The following is a 20530-nucleotide window of genomic DNA, read 5'->3' as shown; positions in this document are numbered from 1 at the left end:
TGATGTTCACCACAGAGAGATTTCAAAACTCGTCTATTGTGCAGGCTTATTGTGTCAAAGTTAATGAAAGTAGGTTTACCCATGAAGCTTCATTCCGCCTCTGGTATTTCATTCAACCCTGATGTGTTCGACGAGTCATTTATCGAGATGCTCGACAAGCTCCCCGAGGACGCGGTCGAGGACATCGACCTTGATGCAGGCCCCAAGATGCCACTGATGACAGCCCCGGCCACCGAACCAAGCGCGGCGGACGTGGCCGCGATCATGGAAAGCGCATGGGAAGAGCTTTATGCCTCAGACGAAGGGGCCGATATCCGCGCGCTTCCGGCCGACCAACAGGCGCAGATCAAGGCGCGGTTCCTGTCCCCCGACCCGATACCCGAGGCCGAAGCCGCCACGGTTCCCGTCGATGCCGCGCCGTTCTCGGTGCAGGAAACCGCGGACAGCCTGATCCTGATGCAGGGGGACACGCCGCTTTTGGGGGCACCGCTGGGCAACAGCAGGAAAAAGCGCAAGAAAGCCGCGCTGAACACCTTTATCGGGGCCGCCGCCAAGGCGTTTGCCGATATCATCACGATGGCCATGGCCGCGCTGGGGGTTTATCAGGCGCTCGGAACCAAGACGGTCACGCGGGCCGGGGCCGGGATTGCCGTCAAATGCAGCGGCCCGATCAGCCGCCATGCCGGCGCAATCGCCAAGGCCGGAACGGCGGGCAGCGATCTGGCCATGATGAAGGCCATGCTGGGCGTCGCCAAGGCGTCCGTCGGGTTCACCAAACTTGCGGGCATCGTTCTGACCGACATGAGCGGCCTTGAAAAAGCCGCCGCGATTGCCACCTGCGTCGGCGGCATGACACTGGCCGTCGCCTCGGCAAGCGGGTCGTTCTGGGTGTCGATGCTGGCGATGGTAACCGCAGTTGCGATGTTCGTGATCGACACCGCCTTGGCGGTCGATACCTACAAAAAGTGGCAGGCAATCTGACCCGAAGACAGCAAAAGCCATGCCGAGCGGCGTCGCGGATGGGAGCCGCGATGCCGTCTCGGCCGTTTGTCTAAGTGCTCACGCTGCTGAGAATTCGTTGATAGAACGTGCCGTCCGCATCCTCATCTGCACAATTTGCGACCCATTCCAAATCCAATTTCAGTGCCCCTACGGGAACGATCTTCCGCGCGATTTCAGGCGGCGTGGTTTTGTCAGATGTTCCATTCTTCCAATCGTGAAAAGCTGATGAGTATCGAACAACCGCTCCGCTGGTCGGCAACTCGAGCAACCCGCCCTCGGCAAAGAACATCAACCCGTCACCCATTTCTTCCCCGATAAGTTTGAGCCTGTTTCCCAAACGATGTTTGAGGATGGCCACAAACACTATCGCCGCTGAAAACGTGAATTTATCGACAAGTACAACAACCTGCTTACTTGCGCTTTGCGAGATCGCGTCTATCAAAGGCATCGTCAGAAGAAAATCGCCGCCGGTGTTTCCGCGAACGTCAATCAAAAGCGTTCTGTTCGGACAGGCGCGCACGTATTCCACTGCGGCTGAGACGGCTTTGTGCAGCGTTGTTTCGTTCGGAGCAAAAAAGCTCGGTAACGCTATTGATAGCCCAAGATCTTGCCAATCCTTTATCTCCACAAAAGTCTTGGGCACCCAAGTTGGATCATCCTTGCCGTGCTCGTTTCTCGGGTAGAGCATGGATCCAGGAACGGTGTTTCCAATCGCCACTTTCAGATTGGTTATCTGCCCATTTTCGTCCTGAACACGATACTCGGTCGTTCCGCCGTTTGACGAAATACCCAAACGTGCCAAGGCGTACGGCCAAGCCAAAAGAATAGGTCCGATGACTCGCTTCCTTTGGCACGTTCCCGCAAGAAACTGTTCCACCTTGGCTTCAATCTGGCTCAAAGCTGTGCCGTTGACCGCAATCAGTTCTCCTCGCGGTGCAGTTATCTCTGGAAACGCGCCGACGAGTTGCACAGAACGCCCTACGCTCACGAACCTCAGCGGAAGCACGGTGATCGCATCGTTCGGGATCAGCCGTGTGTGCCCATTGTCGGGAAGTGCCAATAGACGCATCGCGGACATCAGGAAGGCTTCGGTGGAGCCCTCCAAGGCGTATCGCCGGGTTTCACTAATGCAATTGTCTATCACCGCATATTCGATCTGCTGAAAGCTGGGATCGGTCGACAAGACAGTTTCTAAAATTTGGTTTAGGTCTTCCGTGAGCGACATGTCTCACGATGCGCATGGCCGTTCGTCAATGTCCAGATTGGGCGCACCCTGCCAACAGAGAATGAGTTTAGCACCCGCAGCGTTGGTCGGTCGGTATATTTGATATTCGTCCACATAAGAAAAACGCCCGCCAATTGGGCGGGCGTACAAATCTTACAAACCGGGGTTCAGAACCGGTACAAAACGTAACAAATACGTTTAGCGGCGGATGCCCAGCTTTTTGATCAGGTCCTGGTAACGCGCCTCTTCCTTGCCCTTCAGGTAGTCCAGCAGCTTACGGCGCTGAGCAACCATTTTCAGCAGACCACGACGACCGTGGTTGTCTTTCTTGTGGGTCTTGAAGTGCTCGGTCAGGGTGTTGATGCGCGAGGTCAGGATAGCAACCTGTACTTCAGGCGAACCGGTGTCGCCTTCTTTGGTTGCGAATTCTTGCATGACGCGTGCTTTTTCAGCGGCAGTGATCGACATCGGGGTCTCCTTTAAAAGGTTAGAGTTGATGGCGCAGGCCGGGATGTCGTCCAGCACAGGCCCATGGAGAAAACCGCACCGATTCCGATGCGGATGGGCGCGTATAAGCGCATTTGACCCAAATGGCAAAGGGTTTCTGCGGGCTCAGACCATCTGCCCGTATTGTGCCAGCTGCGCTTCGGTGATCAGCTGAATGTCAGCCGCTGTCATTCCTTCGGCACCATATACCTGCGCAACTTCCTGGCCATCTATGAAAACCCTTGTCAGGTTGGCGTTTTCGGCGTCGGCCTCAACCTCGATTGCCGGGTCGGTCTCATCCTCCCACGTCACCAGCAGCTTGTCTTCGCCGGGTTGAAATCCCATTACGGTCACCTGATCATCACCTGGGTTCAGCACGATGTCATCAGCCCCGTCTCCGCCCGTTACCACGTCTTTGCCGCCTGCCAGAATGGTATCGTCACCCACACCGCCGTTCAGGAAATCCCTTTCGGCGGCACCCTCTTCGATCCCGAAAACAAAGTCGTCTCCATCCCCGCCAAAGACAGTATCCTCACCTTCGCCCCCGTTCAGAACATCATCCCCGAACCCGCCCTGCAACGCATCATCCCCTGCGCCGCCGTCCAGCCTGTCGTCGCCCTGACCGCCAAACAGCTCGTCCTCACCCGCGCCGCCATCCAGAGTGTCGTCCCCAAAGTGACCGTAAAGGGCGTCATCCCCGTCCTCACCGAACAAAAGGTCGTCATCCGCCTCTCCGTGCAGGACGTCATTACCCTGCCCGCCCGATATCTGATCTGCGCCGTCGCCCCCGTGCAGAACGTCGTTGCCCTTGGCACCGTTTATCGTGTCGTCCCCGCCGTAGCCGTTGATCTGATCGACACCGTCCTGCCCGGTAATCACGTCCGAACCATCGCCGCCAGCAATCACGAGATCGCCTTCAAATTCCGAGATCACAGTCCCGGTGAAGGGCGCCTCGCTACTGTCCGGCGAGGGTTCGGTGTTAGCGTTTTCCGGGTCTTCGACGCCCTCTCCGATGACCAGAAATTCACCGGTATCAACCTCGCCCGATGGTTCACCTTCCGGGTTTTCATCCGGCGTGTCGTCCTCTTCGATCAGAAAATCGCTCATCGCGTAAGCAGCGCCGCCGATGGCGGCCAGTCCAAGCAATCCGGCCAGAAACATGGAACCCCTCCGAAAGCATGATGCTCCGAGGGTGGAATATCCCATGTCGCCCGTCACCAGGTCAAAGGTAAACCTTTGAAATGGTTAACCCTTTGTCACCAGAGTTCAGGCTGCTGGGTATAGGCGATATAAAGTGGATGTTTGGGGTGACCGTCCTTGGTCAGGCCCAGATGGAACAGCGATTGGCCGGTGCCGCGCAACAGGGTTTCCACCGCAGGGCCGCGTTCCAGATGCGCGCCATGCGTGCCCCAGGCCGCGATGACCTGATCGGCCCATTGCACGCCGTCCAGAATGGCCGCGTCATTCTCGGGCCCGACCGGATCGGCGGCAGCCCGCATCTTGCGCGGGTCGGTGTCGCGCCACGCAAAGATGTTCGTGACCTGAAACGCCCCGAACCCCAACGCGCGTGCGCGCCGTTCACAGCGTTCCACCGTCGGATCGTTCTGCACCTCGGTCGCGGTTGACGGGTTCAGCATCACAAATAATGCCTTGCGCCCTTCAGGGTCCCAGATGCGGGTCAGGCTATAGCGGTATTTCTCGCAATCGGAATATATGGCGGTCGAGGGCGCGTCGCCCTTGGTGTGGGAACGGGTGATCATGCCCTTCGCCTAACACGACTCTCAGTCGACGAACACCCGGCTGGGGTGCAATTCACCGGATTTATAGATGCCCACGGCCACGGCCTTGCCGTCGAACGATGCCCAGGCCTCGTCGCCGTATTCAATGTCTGAGGCCAGCACCATGCCCGGATTGCCATTGCGCAGACGGGTTGCCCCCTCGGCGGTGCATTTCAGCTCGGGTAGGTCGGACAGGCCGGTTTCCAGTGGGTGCAGATACTCGTCCAGGGCGGTTGTTTTCGCCATCTCGTCGATCTGCTCGATGCTTAACCCGTCCTCGGCCTCGAAGGGGCCGGACCAGATGCGGCGCAGTTCCTTGACGTGGCCGTGGCACCCCAGCGCCTCGCCCAGATCGCGGGCGATAGACCGCACATAGCCGCCTTTGCCGCAGGTCATCTCCAGCACCACGTGATCTTCGTCGGGGCGGTCGACAAGGATCAGTTCCTCGACCCAGAGGGGGCGAGCGTTCAGCTCCACATCCTCCCCATCACGGGCCAGTTTATAGGCGCGTTGGCCGTCGATCTTCACCGCCGAGAATTTGGGCGGCACCTGCATGATATCGCCCAGAAACGGGGTCAGCGCCTGTTTGATATCGTCATCCGAGGGGCGCGCATCGCTTTGCGCGATCACTTCGCCCTCGGCATCGTCCGTGTTGGTGGCCTGCCCCAGTCGCACGGTAAAGGTATAGGCTTTCAAGGCATCGGTGATATAGGGAACGGTCTTGGTCGCCTCGCCCAAGGCAATTGCCAGAACGCCGGTCGCCTCGGGATCCAGCGTGCCCGCATGGCCCGCCTTTTTGGCATCCATCGCCCAACGCACCTTGTTGACCACGGCGGTCGAGGTCATGCCCGCGGGCTTGTCCACCACCAGCCAGCCGGAAATGTCGCGACCCTTGCGTTTGCGTCCCATCATGCACCTTGAATCTTGCTAAGGCGCGCGAGTTAACGGATCACTCTGCCGCTGTCAATTTGCGGGCGTTTCTTCGACGACGCCGACAATCGGCCCCAGCGAGAATCCCAGATCCGAGCGGTTGCTGGCCCGCTCATACATTCGCGAGATGTTGCCGTCGAAAAACAGCGCGTTTGGCGTGCCAAGCACATCGCGGAACAAACGTCCGAACTCGTGGAAGGTGACATAATCTTCCGAGATCGCAAACACCGCCCGTGTACCATCGGAACTGGTGCCGACCCCATTTCGAACATAAAGCGAGGTCGAATCAGGCAGGAAGCGCGGGTGCAGTTCTCCGTCGATCACCAGCATGGGACCGGATTGGGTGGCAAAGCGGCAGGTGGGCGCCTGATCCACGTATTCAAGCGTTTCAAACACATCCGCCCGGCCTTCGCGGATGCAGAACACGCCATTGGGCAGCAAACCGAAGTTGCCGGGGCCGGGGTTGGTGATCACACGCATCTGCTCCTGGCCGTCCTCGACATAATGGCCAACGGGTGAACGGTCGTCGTGATACATGCCCGCGTTCATCGCAAAGGCCAGCCGTTCGCCTTCCGGGGCCAGCACTTCGTTGACCGACGAAAAATGCCCCAATACCTGACCGTCTTCGCCGTTCAGAAAAAGCCTCAGATCTTCATTGGCTGCATCGACGTTGCAAACCGTATAACGTTTGTCCTCGTGGGTCAGCTTTTCACAAGTGACCGCGCCTGCCTGCGCGGCCCAAAGAAGCGTCGCCAATGTGACAAACGTGCGGATCACTCGTCCAGATCGCGGCGCACCGCGTCCTGTTCGAACATGCGGCGGGTGTCGTCCAGACGGTCAAACGTGTCATCCAGCCGAAAGCGCAGATCGGGCGCGAATTTCAGGCCGACTTTCTTGCCGACCATGCGCCGCAGCTCACCCTTGTTGCGGGCCAGAAGTTCGATCACGTCCTCCTGCCCTCTGCCGCCAAGGGGCAGCACATAGGCGGTGGCGATCTTCAGATCGGGCGAGGTGCGCACCTCACCCACGGTGATCGACATGCGATTCAGGTCGGGGTCGTGGACATCTCCGCGCGCCAGAACTTCGGACAGGGTGCGGCGGATCAGTTCGCCGACACGCAGCTGCCGTTGGGACGGGCCGGGGCCATCGTGGAATTTGTTCTTTGCCATAAACCCCGATCTAAGCGCAAAGCAGGGCTTTGCCAAGCGGGCGCGAACCGGGTAGGAGGCTTTGAGCCGACTTAACGAAAAGGACCAGCGCAATGACCCATATTCCGGGGATCGTCATCACAGGGGCTTCGGGCCGTATGGGGCAGATGCTGATCAAGACCGTGACGGACAGCGATCAGGCTCGTCTGGTCGGCGTGGTCGAACGCAAGGACCATGACTGGATCGGTCAGGATGTGGGCGAGGCCATGGGCGGGCAGGCACTGGGCGTCACCGTCACCGACGATCCGCTGGAGGCCTTTGCGCAGGCGCAGGCAGTGATCGACTTCACCGCGCCCGAGGCGACACTGGAATTCGCTGCGCTGGCGGCGCAGGCGCGCTGTGTGCATGTGATCGGCACCACCGGCATGTCCGACGAACAGATCGCAGCACTGGAACCCGCGTCGCGCCATGCGGTAATCGTGCGGGCCGGAAACATGAGCCTTGGCGTCAACCTTCTGGTGCAATTGACCAAAAAGGTCGCAGCCGCGCTGGATGAGGATTTCGATATCGAGATCATCGAAGGTCATCACCATCACAAGGTCGATGCACCTTCGGGCACGGCGCTGATGCTGGGCGAGGCCGCAGCCGAAGGGCGCGGCGTTGAGTTGTCGGACGTGTCCGACCGGGGCCGCGATGGCATCACTGGCGCGCGCAAGCGTGGAGATATCGGTTTTCACGCTATTCGCGGCGGCGACATCGTGGGGGAACATGATGTCCTGTTCGCCGCCCCCGGAGAACGCATCGTCCTGCGCCATCTGGCCACAGACCGCGCCATCTTTGCCCGCGGCGCGCTGAAAGCGGCCCTTTGGGGGCAGGGCAAGGCACCGGGTCAGTATGACATGGTGGATGTGTTGGGGTTGTAAGCGCTGCTAAACGTGCGCGGTCAAAACAACAAATAGAATGAATGCGGTGCTCCAAGTAAGCACCGCAACAACAAGCAGCGCTTATCTTACAAAGCCCTGATCTTGTCGGCGCGCAGCGGGCAGGCGAGGTAGACGCCAAATTCCTGACCGATATCAGCGCTGACCCGCGCGTGCACTGCACCCTGCCGGTCGAGGAACCGCTGGTTGTCTTCTATCGGAAATATCCCCTCGTGCCAGATACCGGGATGGATATACAGCCCGCGCGAACCGTCGCACCAGAACGCCACCACCTTTTCTGGTGTCAGGTTGTCGCCGGGCAACGCGGCAGGAATGATGAAGGGCTTTTTGTCGAGCGGCCAGAACATCTGCCCGCCATCCGGGTGATAGTTCATGTGCCACAGCAGCACCTGATCGCGGGGCGCTGTTTGGTGGCTTGTCTGTGCCTGCTGCGGATCGGTGGACCAGCCGAGGACATAGTGGCCATTGACCGCTTCGTTCTCGCCGTAAAGCACGTCACCCTTCCACTCACCGCGAAAGGTGCCTTCGACCCAGCCGCCTTCATCGCCGGTGCCTTCGTCAATCGGCCGCCAGCCCTGCTGTGGCCAGCGGGTGATCTCGATCTCGAACCCTTCGGGATCATCGACCAGACACCCATAACCTTTGACCGAGGCGTCCGTCGCGCGGATCAGGGGAACCTCGTGCCAGGGTAGCGAGGGTTTGGTGCTGGCTTCAAAGATGTATTCCGGGGCGTTCATGCGGCCTCCATGTGCTTGTCGACCATACGCTGCACCATCGGCGCAAAATGTGCAAAATCCGGGGTTTCCATATCCGCGCGTTTGCCGGCCTCATCCAGATAGCGGACCTGAATGATCTCTTTCAGGTTCGGGTTGGCCTCGAACGCGGCAACTTCTTCGGCGCTCATCGGGCCACCTTGCAGTTCCAACGTGTGAACCGACGCCGCGGACAGGCGATTGAAATACTCGGGTTTGGTGGCACACAGATACCGCTTGGCCGCCACGTGATAGCGGCAGCAATCGGTGATGACCGAGGGGAAGAACTGCTCCAGCACCTCGGCGCCCGCGTCCTCATGATGACGGTCTTCGGTGTCGTCGGGGTGGTAGGTGCCAAACTCGGATGTGAAATGGCCGATGTCGTGCAGCAAGGCGCCCACGATGATTTCCTCGGGCATCCCGTTCTGCTCGGCAATGGTTGCGCCTTGCAGCATGTGCTGGGCCATGGTGACAGGCTCGCCCAGATACTCTTCACCGCCGCGGCGTTCGAAAATGCTCCCGATGAAAGCAACGATATTGTCCCGGTTCAGGGTCGAGAAATCAGGCTTCATTCTGCCGCCTCCGGCTGCGCCATCTCCATCGCCGCCAGTGTGGACAGCAACCCGTCCTTGTCGGCGTAACATCCCTGCAACCAGCGCGACCCGGCCCCGGAATAGCCAAGCCGCGCGTGCAGGACGCGGGTGTTGTCGACGATAAAGCTTTCCCCCGGTTCCAGTTTGAAGGAAACGCCCATCGCCGGATCGTCGATGATATCCCCCAATTGGCGATAGGCGGCGTAATAAGCCTCCATCTTGTCAAACGGCACGTCCACGAAAGGGGCAGAAGAGCGGTTGTTGAAGCGGATGCCGATCAGCTCGCCATCCGGTGACAACTCGATCATCGGGCGGCGCGACCGCAGACAGACCCCGTCCGAGCCCTTGTACTCGAACCGCGCCGGATATCCGGCCAGCAGGGCAAAACCTTCGGGGTTTGCGTCACGCAGTTTTTCGATAGCGCGGAAGCCGTCAACAACGATGGACTCCCCGCCTTCAGCCGAGTTTTCCAGACAATAGAGGATTTGCAAGGTCGGCACCGGGTCGCGATAGGGGTTGTCGGTATGCGCCTGAAGGCCAAGCCCGGTATAGGCAAGGTTTGTCGGGTTCACCTCGGTCCGCACCTCGAAATAGGGGCCATAATTGGTTTCGCGGACATAGCCGAACAGGTCAGCGACCTTCAGCAGCGATTCAGGCTCGGTCGGGCCGCCGGTCAGCTTGGCAAAGCCGAACTCGGCCACAGCGGCCAGCCAGTTGCGCTTGGCCGCTGGGCTGGCATGGACCTCGTTCCAATCCCCGCTGGGCGCGCCGATACCACTCTCCCAGGTCGTGATGCCTGGGGCGATGCGACCCAGCGCAATGTCATGATCGCGGTCGTAGCTGTTTTCGGCCAACCAATCCGCCGGGAAGGTAACGGTTTTGCCCTCGGGCTGGAACGTGACTTGCAGGTCACCTGCGACCACCTCGGCTGAACTGACCGAGATGTCGGTGGGAATATCGCCGATGGTGATCAGGCGCTGACCATTGCCCGGCGCGCGGGTATCAGCGTCCAGCGCGTTGTCGCGCAGCCAGATGGCGTGGAAACGGGCCTTGGCCTCGGTGTCAAACGCGACTGTAACAATCGAGGTGTCGTGGGTGGCGGTGCGCAGCATTGGGGGTCTCCTGTTCGGCGCGAGCTTTGGTTGAGCTGATACGCCGTTCGTGGCATTACGACAATTAATCCTTATTTCGGCTGAGGCTTGGAAAAACTAATGGCTAAAAACAAGACCGGATTACCGCCGTTGGATTGGTTGCGCGTGTTCGAAGCCGCCGGGCGTCTGGGCGGGTTCTCGGCCGCTGCGAAAGAGTTCGGGTTGACGCAGGCCGCTGTCAGCCAAAGGATCGGCAATCTTGAGGCGTGGCTGGGCCGGTCTCTGTTTGTGCGCGAGGCGCGCGGCGTGTCGCTGACGGTCGAAGGTGAAAGCTATCTGCCGTTGGTGCAGGACAGCCTGCTGGCGTTGGAACGCAACACTGAGGATCTGTTTGGAAAATCGCCGCGCGAACTCAGGGTCGCCGGGTTGTCGTCAAACATTCACGCCCTCGTTGTGCCAGCCCTGCCTGTGTTCAGGGACCTGCGCCCCGAGGTGCGGGTGATGACCGACTCGGTTGCGCGCCGGTCATCGCTGGACGAGGAACGCACCTGGCTGCAAATCCGCTATGGTCGCGGCGTGTGGGCCGGGCGCGACGCGGCATTGATCGCGCAAGAGGTGCTGGTGCCGATGGCCGCGCCGGGCGTTGATTGGGGTGCCCCCCTGATCGATCTGCGCGGCGAGCGTCCTGGCTGGCGCGAGTGGAACCGTAAATACGGGCACGGGGACGTCGCGCCATCACATGTCAGTTTCGATTCGATGGAACATGCCGTTTCGGCGGCAAGGCGCGGGATGGGGATCGTGCTGGGCTCGGTTCCGCTGGCGTCCGGTGATCTAAGGGATGGCCGGTTGCGCAGGTTAGAGCTGCCAGAGCTGCAAACCAAGGACGGGTATTGGCTGACATGGCCCGAAGATCGGGTGCAGTCCAGAAAACAGCGCGCCCTGATCGATGATTTTCTGAAGGCCCTGCGCGACTGAGGGCCTAGAAATCGATGGCGATGCCTTTCTTTTCCCAATCGCCGTAACGGGCGGGGTCCAGCCCATCGCGCCCTCCCAGTTCCTTGGGCATTTCCCTGGCCTCGGCCTGGGCTTTTTGGCGGCGTTCTTCCGCTTCGGCCAGCGCGCGTTGGGCGGCGGGGGGCAGGTCTTTGCGGTTGTCACTCATGACATCGGGTTCCTTTCCGTGCATAGCCTTGATATACGCCCGCGTCCGCCAATGGCAATGCGGGCACAGGTCACATGAAGGCGGTACCATGACAAACAGCGCGACAGCAGCACGGCGCAGCGCAATCTATCTATTGGATCAGGTTCTGGGCGAAGGCCGCCTGTTGTCTGAATGCCTAGCCGCGGGTGCTTTGGATCGGTTGGGGCCAGAGGATCGCGCGCGCGCGCAGCGGCTGGCATCCGAAACCCTGCGTGGGCTGGAACGGGCCGACCGTCTGCTGGACAACCACCTGAACCGAACACCCGCCCTGACCGTACACAACGCGCTGAGGTTGGGCGCGGTCGAGCTGTGCAACGGGGAAGCCGCGCATGGGGTGGTGAACTCCATGGTTGAAATCATCAGCCGCTCGCGCAAGCACGGGCGTCTGAAAGGGCTGGTGAATGCCGTTTTGCGCAAGGTGGCGTCCGAGGGTCCCGAGGCATGGCCGAAAATGCGTGTCCCGCGCCTGCCGGAGTGGCTGCGGGACCCCCTGATCGCGGCGTGGGGTGCCGAAGCGGTTGCCGGAATGGAACAGGCGCATTTCGCGGGCGCACCACTGGACCTTACCCTGAAGCCGGGGGCAGAAGGCCCTCCGGGCGAAAAACTGCCCACCGGGTCTGTGCGCATTCAGGATGCGGGTCAGGTCTCGGCCTTGCCGGGATACAAGGATGGGGGTTGGTGGGTGCAGGACGCGGCAGCCGCGCTGCCGGTGCGTGTTCTGGCACCGAAGGCGGGCGAGAAGGTGTTGGACCTTTGCGCGGCTCCGGGCGGTAAAACCATGCAACTTGCTGCGGCAGGGGCCGATGTGACGGCGCTGGATGTATCCGCGGCGCGCACCGAACGCGTGCGCGAAAACCTCGCCCGGACCGGGTTGCTGGCAGAGGTCATCGTGGGTGACGCGCTGGACCATCAGGGTCAGTACGACGCAATTTTGCTGGACGCGCCCTGCTCGGCCACGGGTACGATCCGCAGGCATCCTGACTTGCCGTTTGCCAAGGATGGCTCGGAATTTGGCGGATTGATCGAATTGCAGGCGCAGATGTTGGCCCACGCATGGACGCTGCTGAAACCCGGCGGGCGGCTGGTCTATTGCACCTGTTCGCTTTTGCCGGATGAGGGCGAGGTTCAGATCGAAGACGCGCTGGGCATGTATTCGGACATGCGTGTTGATCGCGAGGCACTGAAGCTCTCCGGCATCAAAGACAACTGGATCAGCGAGGAAGGCGGCCTGCGACTGCGGCCCGACCACTGGCCTGATCGCGGGGGTATGGACGGGTTCTATATCGCCTGCCTGAACAAATCCGCCTGAGCGCACGCTTTTCGATGACTTGACGATCGGCGCGGTCTATCGTTGGGTCTCAAGCGCCAGCAGAGCGCAAGGGGCAGAGTAACACGCGCATGTCAAATTCGGACACCATGGCCAGTCGGTGGATGCGGTTTCAGAACCGTTTCTATGCGCGTCTCAGCCAACGGCAAAAGGCCGCCACGGGGTTTGTTGCGCAACCTCAGCCGCGCACCGTTGGTTCGTTTGCGCGCGGGCGGCAGCTGGTTGCGGGGAATCTCTTGTTCGCCGGCTATCTGGTCGAGGCAGACGATACCGCGTTGTGGGATGTCGTTGCCCCCAGCGCCGGCTTTGATGAGGAACGCCATGGTTTTGCATGGCTGGATGATCTGGCCGCTGTCGGTGATATGCGCGCACGGGAAAAAGCGCAGCGCTGGGTCTGGGGCTGGATCGAGGCGCATGGCCGCGGGCAGGGCCCGGGCTGGGTGCCTGACCTGACCGGGCGGCGTGTGATGCGCTGGATCAACCATGCACTCTTTCTGCTGCGCGGGGCAGATGAGAAGCAAAGCAAACTGTTCTTTCGGTCTTTGGCGCAACAAACATGGTTCCTGTCCAAACGCTGGCAAGCTGCGACGCCCGGGTTGCCGCGTTTCGAGGCGCTGGCCGGTCTTGTGCAAGCCGGGTTGGCGCTGGAGGGGTTGGAGCAGATGGCCGATCCGGCCCTGCGGGCTTTGGCTGGTGAATGTGACCGTCAGGTGGATGCGCAGGGCGGTATTCCGACACGCAACCCGGAAGAGCTGCTTGAAGTGTTCATGCTGCTCAGCTGGACGTCGGCGGCGCTCAGCGATCTTGGACGCGGCACACCTGTCGCGCAGGCCAAGGCGATCAAGCGGATCGCACCGACCTTGCGCAGTCTGCGCCATGCGGATGGCGCGCTGGCGCGGTTTCACGGTGGTGGGCGCGGGGTCGAAGGGCGGCTGGAACAGGCGCTTGCGCAAAGCGGCGTCAAGCACAAGGCGGCGACCGAACTGCCAATGGGCTATGCCCGCCTGTCCGCAGCACGCACCACGGTGATCGTGGATGCCAGCGCGCCGCCGTCCGGAGCGGCCTCATTCAACGCGCACGCATCCACGCTGGCGTTCGAGCTGACCTCGGGGCGTCGCCCTTTGATCGTGAATTGTGGATCGGGGGCCAGTTTCGGGCTGGATTGGCGCCGTGCCGGGCGTGCGACCCCATCTCACTCAACCCTCTGTCTGGACGGGTTCTCGAGCGCGCGGTTGGCCAACCCGTTGCCGGGCCGCGAAAGTCAGGCGCTGGTCGATGCGCCGCGGGACGTTCCGGTCGATTTTGAAGATGCGTTCGAAGGCATCCGTTTCATGGCTGGGCATGACGGATATGTCAAAGTCTTCGGGCTGACCCACGCGCGCACATTCGAATTGCGCTTTGACGGGCGTGAGCTGACGGTCGAGGATATTCTGCTGACCGCAACCGACAAGGCCAAGCGTCAGTTCGACAGGGCGATGGACGCCTCGGGCCTCAAGGGCGTTGGCTATGACATCCGTTTTCATCTGCATCCTGACGTTGACGCGGCGCTGGATCTGGGCGGGGCGGCAGTGTCGATGGCGCTCAAAAGCGGCGAGATCTGGGTTTTCCGCCATGACGGCGTGGGAAAATTATCCGTAGAACCAAGTGTTTATCTTGAAAAAGGCCGTTTAAAGCCACGCGCGACAAAACAGATCGTTCTATCTGGCCGCGCAATGGAGTATGCGACGCGCATCCGGTGGACGCTGAGCAAGGCGCAGGATACAGCCTATGCCGTGCGCGATACGCACCGGGACGAGCCCAAGTTTGACTGACGCCAAAAGGACCTTTGGACCCATGACTGACCTTCACCCCGTGCGCCGCGCGTTGCTTTCCGTTTCCGACAAGACCGGGCTGATCGAGCTGGGCAAGGCGCTGTCCGAGCGCGGGATCGAACTGTTGTCGACCGGCGGCACCGCCAAGGCGCTGCGCGATGCAGGGCTTGAGGTTCGCGATGTCAGCGAAATCACCGGCTTCCCCGAGATGATGGATGGCCGGGTCAAAACGCTGCACCCGATGGTGCATGGCGCGTTGCTGGCGCTGCGTGACAATGACACCCATGTTGCGGCGATGGAGGAACATGGCATCGGCGCCATCGACCTGCTGGTCGTAAACCTCTACCCGTTCGAGGCAACCGTCGCCAAGGGCGCGGGCTATGACGAATGTATCGAGAATATCGACATCGGCGGCCCGGCGATGATCCGCGCGGCCTCAAAAAACCATACCTTTGTGAACGTGGTGGTGGATGTCGAGGATTATTCCTCCCTGCTGGATCAGCTGGAAGAAAACTATGGCAAGACATCCTATGGCTTCCGCCAGTGGCTGGCGCAAAAGGCCTATGCCCGAACAGCGGCCTATGACGCTGCCGTGTCGAACTGGATGGCCGATGCGCTGCAACTGGAGGCCCCAACGCGCCGCGCATTTGCTGGCGAGTTGAAGCAGACCCTGCGGTATGGTGAAAACAGCCACCAGCAGGCAGCGTTCTACACGGACGGCACCAACCGCCCCGGCGTCGCCACCGCCGTACAGCATCAGGGCAAGGAACTGAGCTATAACAACATCAACGACACGGACGCGGCCTTTGAGCTGGTGGCCGAGTTTGATCCGGCGAAAGGCGCGGCTTGCGCCATCATCAAGCACGCCAATCCTTGCGGTGTAGCCACAGGTTCAACCCTTCTTGAGGCGTACAAGGCGGCATTTGACTGCGACCGTACTTCGGCCTTTGGTGGCATTGTTGCGCTGAACCAGCCGCTGGATGCAGAAACAGCGCAAGAGATTACGGGCATCTTCACCGAGGTTGTGATCGCCCCCGGTGCCTCGGACGAGGCCAAGGCGATTTTTGCCGCCAAGAAAAACCTGCGCCTGCTGACGACCGAGGCGCTGCCGGATGTAACCGAAGGTAGCAAGACCGTCCGTCAGGTGGCCGGCGGGCTGTTGGTGCAGGACAAGGATAACGGCTTTGTCGGCATGGACGACCTCAAGGTCGTGACCAAGAAAGCCCCGACCGACGCGCAGATGCGTGACCTGTTGTTCGCGTGGAAAGTGGCCAAGCACGTCAAATCCAACGCCATCGTCTACGTCAAGGATGGCGCAACTGTGGGTGTTGGCGCGGGGCAGATGAGCCGTGTGGATTCGGCCCTGATCGCGGCCAAGAAAGCCGAACGTATGGCTGAAACGCTGGGCTTGCCGCAGCCGCTGACCATCGGTTCTGCCGTGGCATCGGATGCGTTTTTCCCCTTCCCCGACGGGTTGATGGAAGCCGCCGAAGCGGGCGCGACCTGCGTCATTCAGCCGGGCGGGTCCATGCGCGACGATGAAGTGATCGCCGCAGCCGATGAGGCCGGTCTGGCGATGGTCTTCACCGGCATGCGTCATTTCCGTCACTGATGCGGTCACGCCTGCTTCTCTGGGCGGCCTTGGCCGCCTTCGCGATCGACCAGATCAGCAAATATCTGGTCGTTCACGTCCTGCGCGTAGCTGAACGGCCCGGCGGTATCGATATTCTGCCGCCGCTGCTGGTGTTCCGATACGGCGAGAATCGGGGCATCAATTTCGGCCTGTTTCAGGGCGACTCTGAGGCCGCGCGCTGGTTTTTGATCGGTGTATCCGTGGCGATCTGCATCGGTGTTCTTGTTTGGCTTGGTCGTTCGATGCGTTCAAAATTCATGTTGCTCTGTGGCGGTCTGTTGATCGGCGGAGCGCTTGCGAACGTGGTCGACCGGCTCCTTTATGGGTTTGTTTTGGATTTCCTGAACATGTCCTGCTGTGGCATCAACAACCCGTTTGTGTTCAACTTGGCGGATGTGTTCATATTCGCCGGAGCGCTGGGGCTGGTTTTGTTTGACGGCAAAAAGCCCTCGTGACGCGCGGAATGATTTGCGATAAAAGCGCCAGAAACAGGCTGGAGACACCAATGCGGATGCCGCGCGCCATATTTGTTCTGACAGTTGCCGCTGCGGTTGCGGCATGTTCGAATCCCGGACTGCGGGATCTGGCGCCTCCGGGACAGGGTCCTGATGAATTTTCGGTATTGCCGGTCAAGCCGCTGACCCAGCCTCAGGATTACGCGTTCCTGCCGGCACCCACGCCGGGTGGTGGGAATCTGACAGACCCGACCCCCAACGCCGATGCGGTAGTCGCGCTGGGTGGTAATGCCGCCGCCCTGAATCCCAACGCTGGTGTGCCGTCGTCGGATGCGGCGCTTGTGACGGCGTCCAGCCGTTATGGCGTGTCACCCGATACACGGCAGGTGGTCGAAGCCGAGGATGCCGCATTCCGCAAACGCCGGGGCCGCTGGACCGGTCTGCGCCTGTTCCCTGTCGACCGCTATAGTCAGGTCTACGAACGCCAGTCGATCGATCCGTTCTCGGAAACCGATGCCGCCCGCCGGGCCGGGGTCGAGACCCCGACCTCGCCCCCGAATGAATAATTCTTAACTTTCCGTCATCGGGCTTGAACCCGGGCCGCACCACCGTAGTTTGAATGACAGAAACGAAACGGAGGATGCCCCATGGTTCGGGCCCTGGCCTTGTCGGCTGCCCTGATCGCCACCACCCCGGCTTTTGCCGGGGGCGGGAAAGAAGCGGTCACCACATTCACTTTGGACAACGGCATGGATGTCGTCGTGGTCGAAGATCACCGCGCGCCTGTCGTGCAGCATATGGTCTGGTACCGCGCGGGATCGGCGGATGAGCCGATCGGATCGTCGGGTGTCGCGCATTTTCTGGAACACCTGCTGTTCAAGGGCACAAATACTTTGGCGCCGGGTGAATTCTCGGCCACCGTTGCGGCCAATGGCGGTAACGACAACGCATTCACTTCGTATGATTACACTGCCTATTTCCAGCGCGTTGCCGCCGACCGGCTTGAGCTGATGATGCGCATGGAATCGGACCGGATGCGGAACATTCGCCTGAGCGAAGAGGACATCGTGACCGAGCGCGATGTGATCCTTGAGGAACGCAACCAGCGCACCGAGAACAACCCGCGCGCCCTGTTCGGCGAACAGATGAGCGCGGCACAATACCTCAATCACCGTTATGGCGTGCCGATCATCGGCTGGAAGCACGAGATGGAAGAACTGGAACTGGAAGACGCACTGTCTTTCTACCAGACCCACTATGCGCCCAATAACGCCATTCTGGTTGTCACCGGAGACGTTGATCCTGCCGAGGTCCGCACTCTGGCCGATCAGTATTACGGTGTGATTCCGGCCAATGCGGAATTGCCGGAACGGATCCGGTCGCAAGAACCCCCGCAAAACTCCGAACGCCGTCTGACATTCAAGGACCCTCGCGTGGCGCAACCCTATGTCCAGCGCAGTTATCTGGCGCCGGAACGCGATCCGGGCGATCAGGAAAAGGCGGCAGCCCTGTTTCTGTTGGCGGAACTTCTGGGGGGCAGCACGACCTCGTATCTGAACGAAAAGCTGCAATTCGATCAGAAAATGGCTGTTTATACCGGGGCGTTCTATCGTGACGTGTCACTGGATGACACAACATTCGACCTGTTGGTGGTTCCCGCCGAAGGGGTTTCCCTGCAAGAGGCCGAAGATGCCATGGATCAGGCCGTGGCCGATTTCATTGCCGAAGGTGTCGACGAGGACAATCTGAACCGTATCAAGATGCAGTTGCGGGCCGCGCAGACCTATGCGCGCGACAATGTGGACGGGATCGGCAACCGCTATGGCCGCGCCCTGACCAGCGGCCTGACAATACAGGACGTGCAGGCATGGCCCGATATCCTTCAGGCCGTGACCGGAGACGAAATCATCGCCGCCGCCCGTGACGTTCTGCAACCCGAGGCGTCGGTCACCGGCTGGCTGATGCGCGATGATGAGGTGACGCAATGAAACGGTTTCTCGCAACGCTGATTGCCTGTCTGGTTGCTCTGCCCGCTTTGGCCGAGATCGAGATTGAAGAAGTGACCTCGCCCGGCGGGATCACCGCATGGCTGGTCGAGGATCACTCGATCCCTTTCACCGCGCTTGAGCTGCGCTTCCGTGGCGGTACGTCGCTGGACGACCCGGACAGGCGCGGCGCGGTCTATCTGATGAGTGGGCTGATCGAGGAAGGTTCCGGTGAAATGGACGCGCGAACCTATGCGCGCGAGCTTGAGGCTCTGGCCGCATCGTTCCGCTATAACGCCGGTGACGACACGGTTTCGATTTCCGCACGATTTTTGACCGAAAACCGGGATGAGGTTGCCGACCTGCTGCGTGAGACGATTCACGAACCGCGCTTTGATCAGGACGCGGTTGACCGTGTGCGCGCGCAAATCCTGTCCGGGCTGCGATCAGATCAGACCGACCCGAACGAGATTGCAGGCCGCAACTTTGCCCAGATGGCCTATGGCGATCACCCTTACGGATCGGAAGGCAAGGGCACGATCGAAAGCGTCTCGGCCTTGACGCGGGATGACGTGGTAACGGCGTATGAAAGCGTTTTTGCCAAGGATCGTCTTTATGTGGGGGCTGTCGGCGATATCACGGCCGAGGAACTGGGCGCATTGCTTGACAAATTGCTCGCCGACCTGCCGGAAACGGGCAAGCCCATCCCGGGCAAGGCCAACGTGACCATTCCCGGTGGGATCAGTGTTGTCGAGTTTGACACCCCGCAATCCGTCGCGCTGTTTGGCCATGCCGGAATAGATCGGGACGATCCTGATTTCTTTGCCGCCTATATCCTGAACCACATCCTTGGCGGTGGCGGGTTCGAAAGCCGTCTGATGCAGGAGGTGCGTGAAAAGCGTGGCCTGACCTATGGGGTTGGAACCTATCTTGTGCCCAAGGATCTGGCCTCGGTTTACCTGGGGTCGGTGTCATCGGCCAATGACCGCATTGCCGAGGCGATAGAGGTTATTCGCAACGAATGGGCGCATGCTGCCACCGAAGGGGTGACGCAGAAGGAACTGGACGATGCCAAGACCTATCTGACTGGCGCTTATCCGCTGCGCTTTGATGGCAACGGGCAGATTGCCGGGATCATGGTGGGGATGCAGATGGAAGGATTGCCCATCGATTATATCGCCACCCGCAATGACAAGGTGAACGCGGTCACACTGGAAGACGTGAACCGCGTTGCATCCGAACTGTTGGATCCGGACGGCCTGCATTTCACTGTCGTTGGAAAGCCGGTTGGGCTGGAAACTACCAACTGAACTGCAAGGGGTGAGTTGCGGCTCACCCCTTTTTCATACTCCGCAGCATATCGCCCATCATCTGCCCGAACTTGCCCGATCCGCGCTGATAGAGTGCCCCGTCCACGGCCAGAACCGTGCCGCTGATATAACTGGCCAGATCCGAGCTGAGGAACAGGCAGGCATTGGCCACGTCCTGCGGCTGGCCCCAGCGGCCCAACGGCACGTCGCGGCGCAGTTCTTCGTGGGCGTTTTTGGTGGGCGCAAGGCGTTTCGCACCTTCAGTGCCTTCGATGAACCCCGGCACAACCGAATTCACCCTGATCCCTTCGACACCCCATTCCATCGACAGCGTGCGGGTGATCTGATCCACCCCCGCCTTGGCGGCGCAGACATGGGCTTGACCCTCATAAGGCAGATAAGATTGCGGGGCCGAGATATTGATGATGCTGGCACCGGGGCGTTTGAGGAACGGATACGCCCCCTTCATCACGTGGATCGTGCCCATCAGGTCGATATCGATCACGGTCTTGAACGCGTTGACCGACATCTCGGACGCCAGCGCCGGGAAGTTGCCCGCCGCGCCCGAGATCAGCACATCGAAATCCCCAAAGGCGTCATGGAATTGCTTCAGTCCCGCCGCCACAGCGTCGGCATCACGCACATCAAACGCAGCCCCAATCGCATCCTGTGCGCCTGCGGCTTTCAGCGCGGCGATGGTGTCATCGACCTTTTCCCGCGACCGGCTGGCCACGGCCAGTTTGGCGCCCGAGGCTGCAAAAGCCTCGGCAATGCCGCGATTGATACCGCTGGTTCCGCCAATGATGATGACGGTTTTTCCTGAAAAATCGCCGGTTAAATCCATGTAGGCTCCCTTGGCAGG

The 20530-nt window shown here is 60.5% G+C and carries 22 protein-coding genes; 10 read left to right on the top strand and 12 right to left on the bottom strand.

What is annotated here, in order from left to right; all coding sequences use genetic code 11:
- Window positions 1-81 precede the first annotated feature (81 nt).
- Window positions 82-981 carry a hypothetical protein gene (locus AC2FND_RS01240; RefSeq protein ID WP_496767454.1) on the top strand — a complete coding sequence of 300 codons (900 nt, stop codon included), beginning with the start codon at window positions 82-84 and terminating at the stop codon, window positions 979-981.
- A 70-nt stretch (window positions 982-1051) separates the two neighbouring features.
- On the opposite strand, the gene AC2FND_RS01235 is transcribed toward AC2FND_RS01240, so the two are convergent.
- The 7 genes from AC2FND_RS01235 to rbfA all read right to left on the bottom strand — a co-directional run bounded on the left by AC2FND_RS01235 (window position 1052) and on the right by rbfA (window position 6590).
- Window positions 1052-2227, bottom strand: a complete 1176-nt coding sequence (locus tag AC2FND_RS01235; RefSeq protein ID WP_496767452.1) for a S41 family peptidase — start codon at window positions 2225-2227, stop codon at window positions 1052-1054.
- A 198-nt stretch (window positions 2228-2425) separates the two neighbouring features.
- Window positions 2426-2695, bottom strand: a complete 270-nt coding sequence (gene rpsO, locus AC2FND_RS01230; protein WP_170329634.1) for a 30S ribosomal protein S15 — start codon at window positions 2693-2695, stop codon at window positions 2426-2428.
- 144 nt (window positions 2696-2839) lie between these two features.
- A complete protein-coding gene (locus AC2FND_RS01225) occupies window positions 2840-3874 on the bottom strand; it encodes a calcium-binding protein (RefSeq protein WP_496767450.1) in 1035 nt (344 codons plus the stop codon).
- Window positions 3875-3969: 95 nt separating this feature from the next.
- Window positions 3970-4473, bottom strand: a complete 504-nt coding sequence (locus tag AC2FND_RS01220; protein ID WP_209598417.1) for a DUF1643 domain-containing protein — start codon at window positions 4471-4473, stop codon at window positions 3970-3972.
- Window positions 4474-4494: 21 nt separating this feature from the next.
- Window positions 4495-5400, bottom strand: a complete 906-nt coding sequence (truB, locus tag AC2FND_RS01215; RefSeq protein WP_480487926.1) for a tRNA pseudouridine(55) synthase TruB — start codon at window positions 5398-5400, stop codon at window positions 4495-4497.
- Between the two features lie 54 nt (window positions 5401-5454).
- The gene (locus AC2FND_RS01210) at window positions 5455-6198 is read right to left on the bottom strand and encodes a phosphodiester glycosidase family protein (protein ID WP_480547387.1); all 744 of its coding nucleotides are present in this window, start codon (window positions 6196-6198) and stop codon (window positions 5455-5457) included.
- Entirely contained in the window at window positions 6195-6590 is a 396-nt protein-coding gene (rbfA, locus tag AC2FND_RS01205) for a 30S ribosome-binding factor RbfA (protein ID WP_209505090.1), read from the bottom strand. The genes AC2FND_RS01210 and rbfA overlap by 4 nt, the downstream gene beginning before the upstream one ends.
- 92 nt (window positions 6591-6682) lie before the next feature.
- Between rbfA and dapB the strand changes: the two genes are divergently transcribed.
- On the top strand, window positions 6683-7492 hold the full coding sequence (gene dapB, locus AC2FND_RS01200) for a 4-hydroxy-tetrahydrodipicolinate reductase (RefSeq protein WP_209505089.1): 810 nt from the start codon (window positions 6683-6685) through the stop codon (window positions 7490-7492).
- Between the two features lie 86 nt (window positions 7493-7578).
- Here dapB and AC2FND_RS01195 read toward each other — a convergent pair whose 3' ends face one another.
- From AC2FND_RS01195 to tmpA, 3 genes are read right to left on the bottom strand one after another with little or no spacing between them, the layout of a single operon-like run.
- The gene (locus tag AC2FND_RS01195; protein WP_496767447.1) at window positions 7579-8247 is read right to left on the bottom strand and encodes an ureidoglycolate lyase; all 669 of its coding nucleotides are present in this window, start codon (window positions 8245-8247) and stop codon (window positions 7579-7581) included.
- On the bottom strand, window positions 8244-8834 hold the full coding sequence (gene tmpB, locus AC2FND_RS01190) for a (R)-1-hydroxy-2-trimethylaminoethylphosphonate oxygenase (RefSeq protein ID WP_209505087.1): 591 nt from the start codon (window positions 8832-8834) through the stop codon (window positions 8244-8246). Before tmpB ends, AC2FND_RS01195 begins: the two co-directional genes overlap by 4 nt.
- Entirely contained in the window at window positions 8831-9967 is a 1137-nt protein-coding gene (tmpA, locus tag AC2FND_RS01185) for a 2-trimethylaminoethylphosphonate dioxygenase (protein WP_496767445.1), read from the bottom strand. Before tmpA ends, tmpB begins: the two co-directional genes overlap by 4 nt.
- Before the next feature lie 99 nt (window positions 9968-10066).
- Here tmpA and AC2FND_RS01180 point away from each other — a divergent pair, with 99 nt between their 5' ends.
- Window positions 10067-10921: a LysR family transcriptional regulator gene (locus tag AC2FND_RS01180; RefSeq protein WP_496767443.1), complete on the top strand. Its 855-nt coding sequence runs from the start codon at window positions 10067-10069 to the stop codon at window positions 10919-10921.
- A gap of 4 nt (window positions 10922-10925) precedes the next feature.
- Here AC2FND_RS01180 and AC2FND_RS01175 read toward each other — a convergent pair whose 3' ends face one another.
- Complete coding sequence (locus tag AC2FND_RS01175) at window positions 10926-11108, bottom strand: DUF1674 domain-containing protein (RefSeq protein WP_496767442.1); 183 nt, start codon at window positions 11106-11108, stop codon at window positions 10926-10928.
- Between the two features lie 88 nt (window positions 11109-11196).
- On the opposite strand from AC2FND_RS01175, the gene AC2FND_RS01170 reads away from it, so the two are divergent.
- The 7 genes from AC2FND_RS01170 (at window position 11197) to AC2FND_RS01140 (ending at window position 19668) form a co-directional block, all read left to right on the top strand.
- Complete coding sequence (locus AC2FND_RS01170; protein WP_496767440.1) at window positions 11197-12456, top strand: RsmB/NOP family class I SAM-dependent RNA methyltransferase; 1260 nt, start codon at window positions 11197-11199, stop codon at window positions 12454-12456.
- A gap of 89 nt (window positions 12457-12545) precedes the next feature.
- On the top strand, window positions 12546-14285 hold the full coding sequence (locus AC2FND_RS01165) for a heparinase II/III family protein (RefSeq protein WP_496767439.1): 1740 nt from the start codon (window positions 12546-12548) through the stop codon (window positions 14283-14285).
- 22 nt (window positions 14286-14307) lie between these two features.
- Window positions 14308-15897: a bifunctional phosphoribosylaminoimidazolecarboxamide formyltransferase/IMP cyclohydrolase gene (gene purH, locus AC2FND_RS01160; RefSeq protein ID WP_496767437.1), complete on the top strand. Its 1590-nt coding sequence runs from the start codon at window positions 14308-14310 to the stop codon at window positions 15895-15897.
- Complete coding sequence (lspA, locus tag AC2FND_RS01155; RefSeq protein ID WP_496767435.1) at window positions 15897-16373, top strand: signal peptidase II; 477 nt, start codon at window positions 15897-15899, stop codon at window positions 16371-16373. Before purH ends, lspA begins: the two co-directional genes overlap by 1 nt.
- A 50-nt stretch (window positions 16374-16423) precedes the next feature.
- The gene (locus AC2FND_RS01150) at window positions 16424-16939 is read left to right on the top strand and encodes a DUF3035 domain-containing protein (RefSeq protein ID WP_480506498.1); all 516 of its coding nucleotides are present in this window, start codon (window positions 16424-16426) and stop codon (window positions 16937-16939) included.
- Between the two features lie 81 nt (window positions 16940-17020).
- Window positions 17021-18361, top strand: coding sequence for a M16 family metallopeptidase (locus AC2FND_RS01145; protein ID WP_496767432.1), 1341 nt, complete (start codon window positions 17021-17023; stop codon window positions 18359-18361).
- Window positions 18358-19668 (top strand): M16 family metallopeptidase, encoded by a 1311-nt coding sequence (locus tag AC2FND_RS01140; RefSeq protein ID WP_496767431.1) that lies wholly within the window; start codon window positions 18358-18360, stop codon window positions 19666-19668. Before AC2FND_RS01145 ends, AC2FND_RS01140 begins: the two co-directional genes overlap by 4 nt.
- A gap of 22 nt (window positions 19669-19690) precedes the next feature.
- Here AC2FND_RS01140 and AC2FND_RS01135 read toward each other — a convergent pair whose 3' ends face one another.
- Window positions 19691-20512: an SDR family oxidoreductase gene (locus tag AC2FND_RS01135; RefSeq protein ID WP_496767429.1), complete on the bottom strand. Its 822-nt coding sequence runs from the start codon at window positions 20510-20512 to the stop codon at window positions 19691-19693.
- Window positions 20513-20530: the final 18 nt, after the last annotated feature.

It is taken from the genome of Ruegeria sp. BHSB056, assembly GCF_059613305.1.
The sequence above is the reverse complement of the archived record's forward strand: the minus strand, read 5'-3'. Positions and strand labels throughout refer to the sequence as shown.

Bases quoted from the DNA above. Each gene is read 5' to 3' on its own strand.
- AC2FND_RS01240 (WP_496767454.1), top strand. From the start codon at position 82: ATGAAGCTTCATTCCGCCTCTGGTATTTCATTCAACCCTGATGTGTTC.
- AC2FND_RS01235 (WP_496767452.1), bottom strand. From the start codon at position 2,227: ATGTCGCTCACGGAAGACCTAAACCAAATTTTAGAAACTGTCTTGTCG.
- rpsO (WP_170329634.1), bottom strand. From the start codon at position 2,695: ATGTCGATCACTGCCGCTGAAAAAGCACGCGTCATGCAAGAATTCGCA.
- AC2FND_RS01225 (WP_496767450.1), bottom strand. From the start codon at position 3,874: ATGTTTCTGGCCGGATTGCTTGGACTGGCCGCCATCGGCGGCGCTGCT.
- AC2FND_RS01220 (WP_209598417.1), bottom strand. From the start codon at position 4,473: ATGATCACCCGTTCCCACACCAAGGGCGACGCGCCCTCGACCGCCATA.
- truB (WP_480487926.1), bottom strand. From the start codon at position 5,400: ATGGGACGCAAACGCAAGGGTCGCGACATTTCCGGCTGGCTGGTGGTG.
- rbfA (WP_209505090.1), bottom strand. From the start codon at position 6,590: ATGGCAAAGAACAAATTCCACGATGGCCCCGGCCCGTCCCAACGGCAG.
- dapB (WP_209505089.1), top strand. From the start codon at position 6,683: ATGACCCATATTCCGGGGATCGTCATCACAGGGGCTTCGGGCCGTATG.
- AC2FND_RS01195 (WP_496767447.1), bottom strand. From the start codon at position 8,247: ATGAACGCCCCGGAATACATCTTTGAAGCCAGCACCAAACCCTCGCTA.
- tmpB (WP_209505087.1), bottom strand. From the start codon at position 8,834: ATGAAGCCTGATTTCTCGACCCTGAACCGGGACAATATCGTTGCTTTC.
- tmpA (WP_496767445.1), bottom strand. From the start codon at position 9,967: ATGCTGCGCACCGCCACCCACGACACCTCGATTGTTACAGTCGCGTTT.
- AC2FND_RS01180 (WP_496767443.1), top strand. From the start codon at position 10,067: ATGGCTAAAAACAAGACCGGATTACCGCCGTTGGATTGGTTGCGCGTG.
- AC2FND_RS01175 (WP_496767442.1), bottom strand. From the start codon at position 11,108: ATGAGTGACAACCGCAAAGACCTGCCCCCCGCCGCCCAACGCGCGCTG.
- AC2FND_RS01170 (WP_496767440.1), top strand. From the start codon at position 11,197: ATGACAAACAGCGCGACAGCAGCACGGCGCAGCGCAATCTATCTATTG.
- AC2FND_RS01165 (WP_496767439.1), top strand. From the start codon at position 12,546: ATGTCAAATTCGGACACCATGGCCAGTCGGTGGATGCGGTTTCAGAAC.
- purH (WP_496767437.1), top strand. From the start codon at position 14,308: ATGACTGACCTTCACCCCGTGCGCCGCGCGTTGCTTTCCGTTTCCGAC.
- lspA (WP_496767435.1), top strand. From the start codon at position 15,897: ATGCGGTCACGCCTGCTTCTCTGGGCGGCCTTGGCCGCCTTCGCGATC.
- AC2FND_RS01150 (WP_480506498.1), top strand. From the start codon at position 16,424: ATGCGGATGCCGCGCGCCATATTTGTTCTGACAGTTGCCGCTGCGGTT.
- AC2FND_RS01145 (WP_496767432.1), top strand. From the start codon at position 17,021: ATGGTTCGGGCCCTGGCCTTGTCGGCTGCCCTGATCGCCACCACCCCG.
- AC2FND_RS01140 (WP_496767431.1), top strand. From the start codon at position 18,358: ATGAAACGGTTTCTCGCAACGCTGATTGCCTGTCTGGTTGCTCTGCCC.
- AC2FND_RS01135 (WP_496767429.1), bottom strand. From the start codon at position 20,512: ATGGATTTAACCGGCGATTTTTCAGGAAAAACCGTCATCATCATTGGC.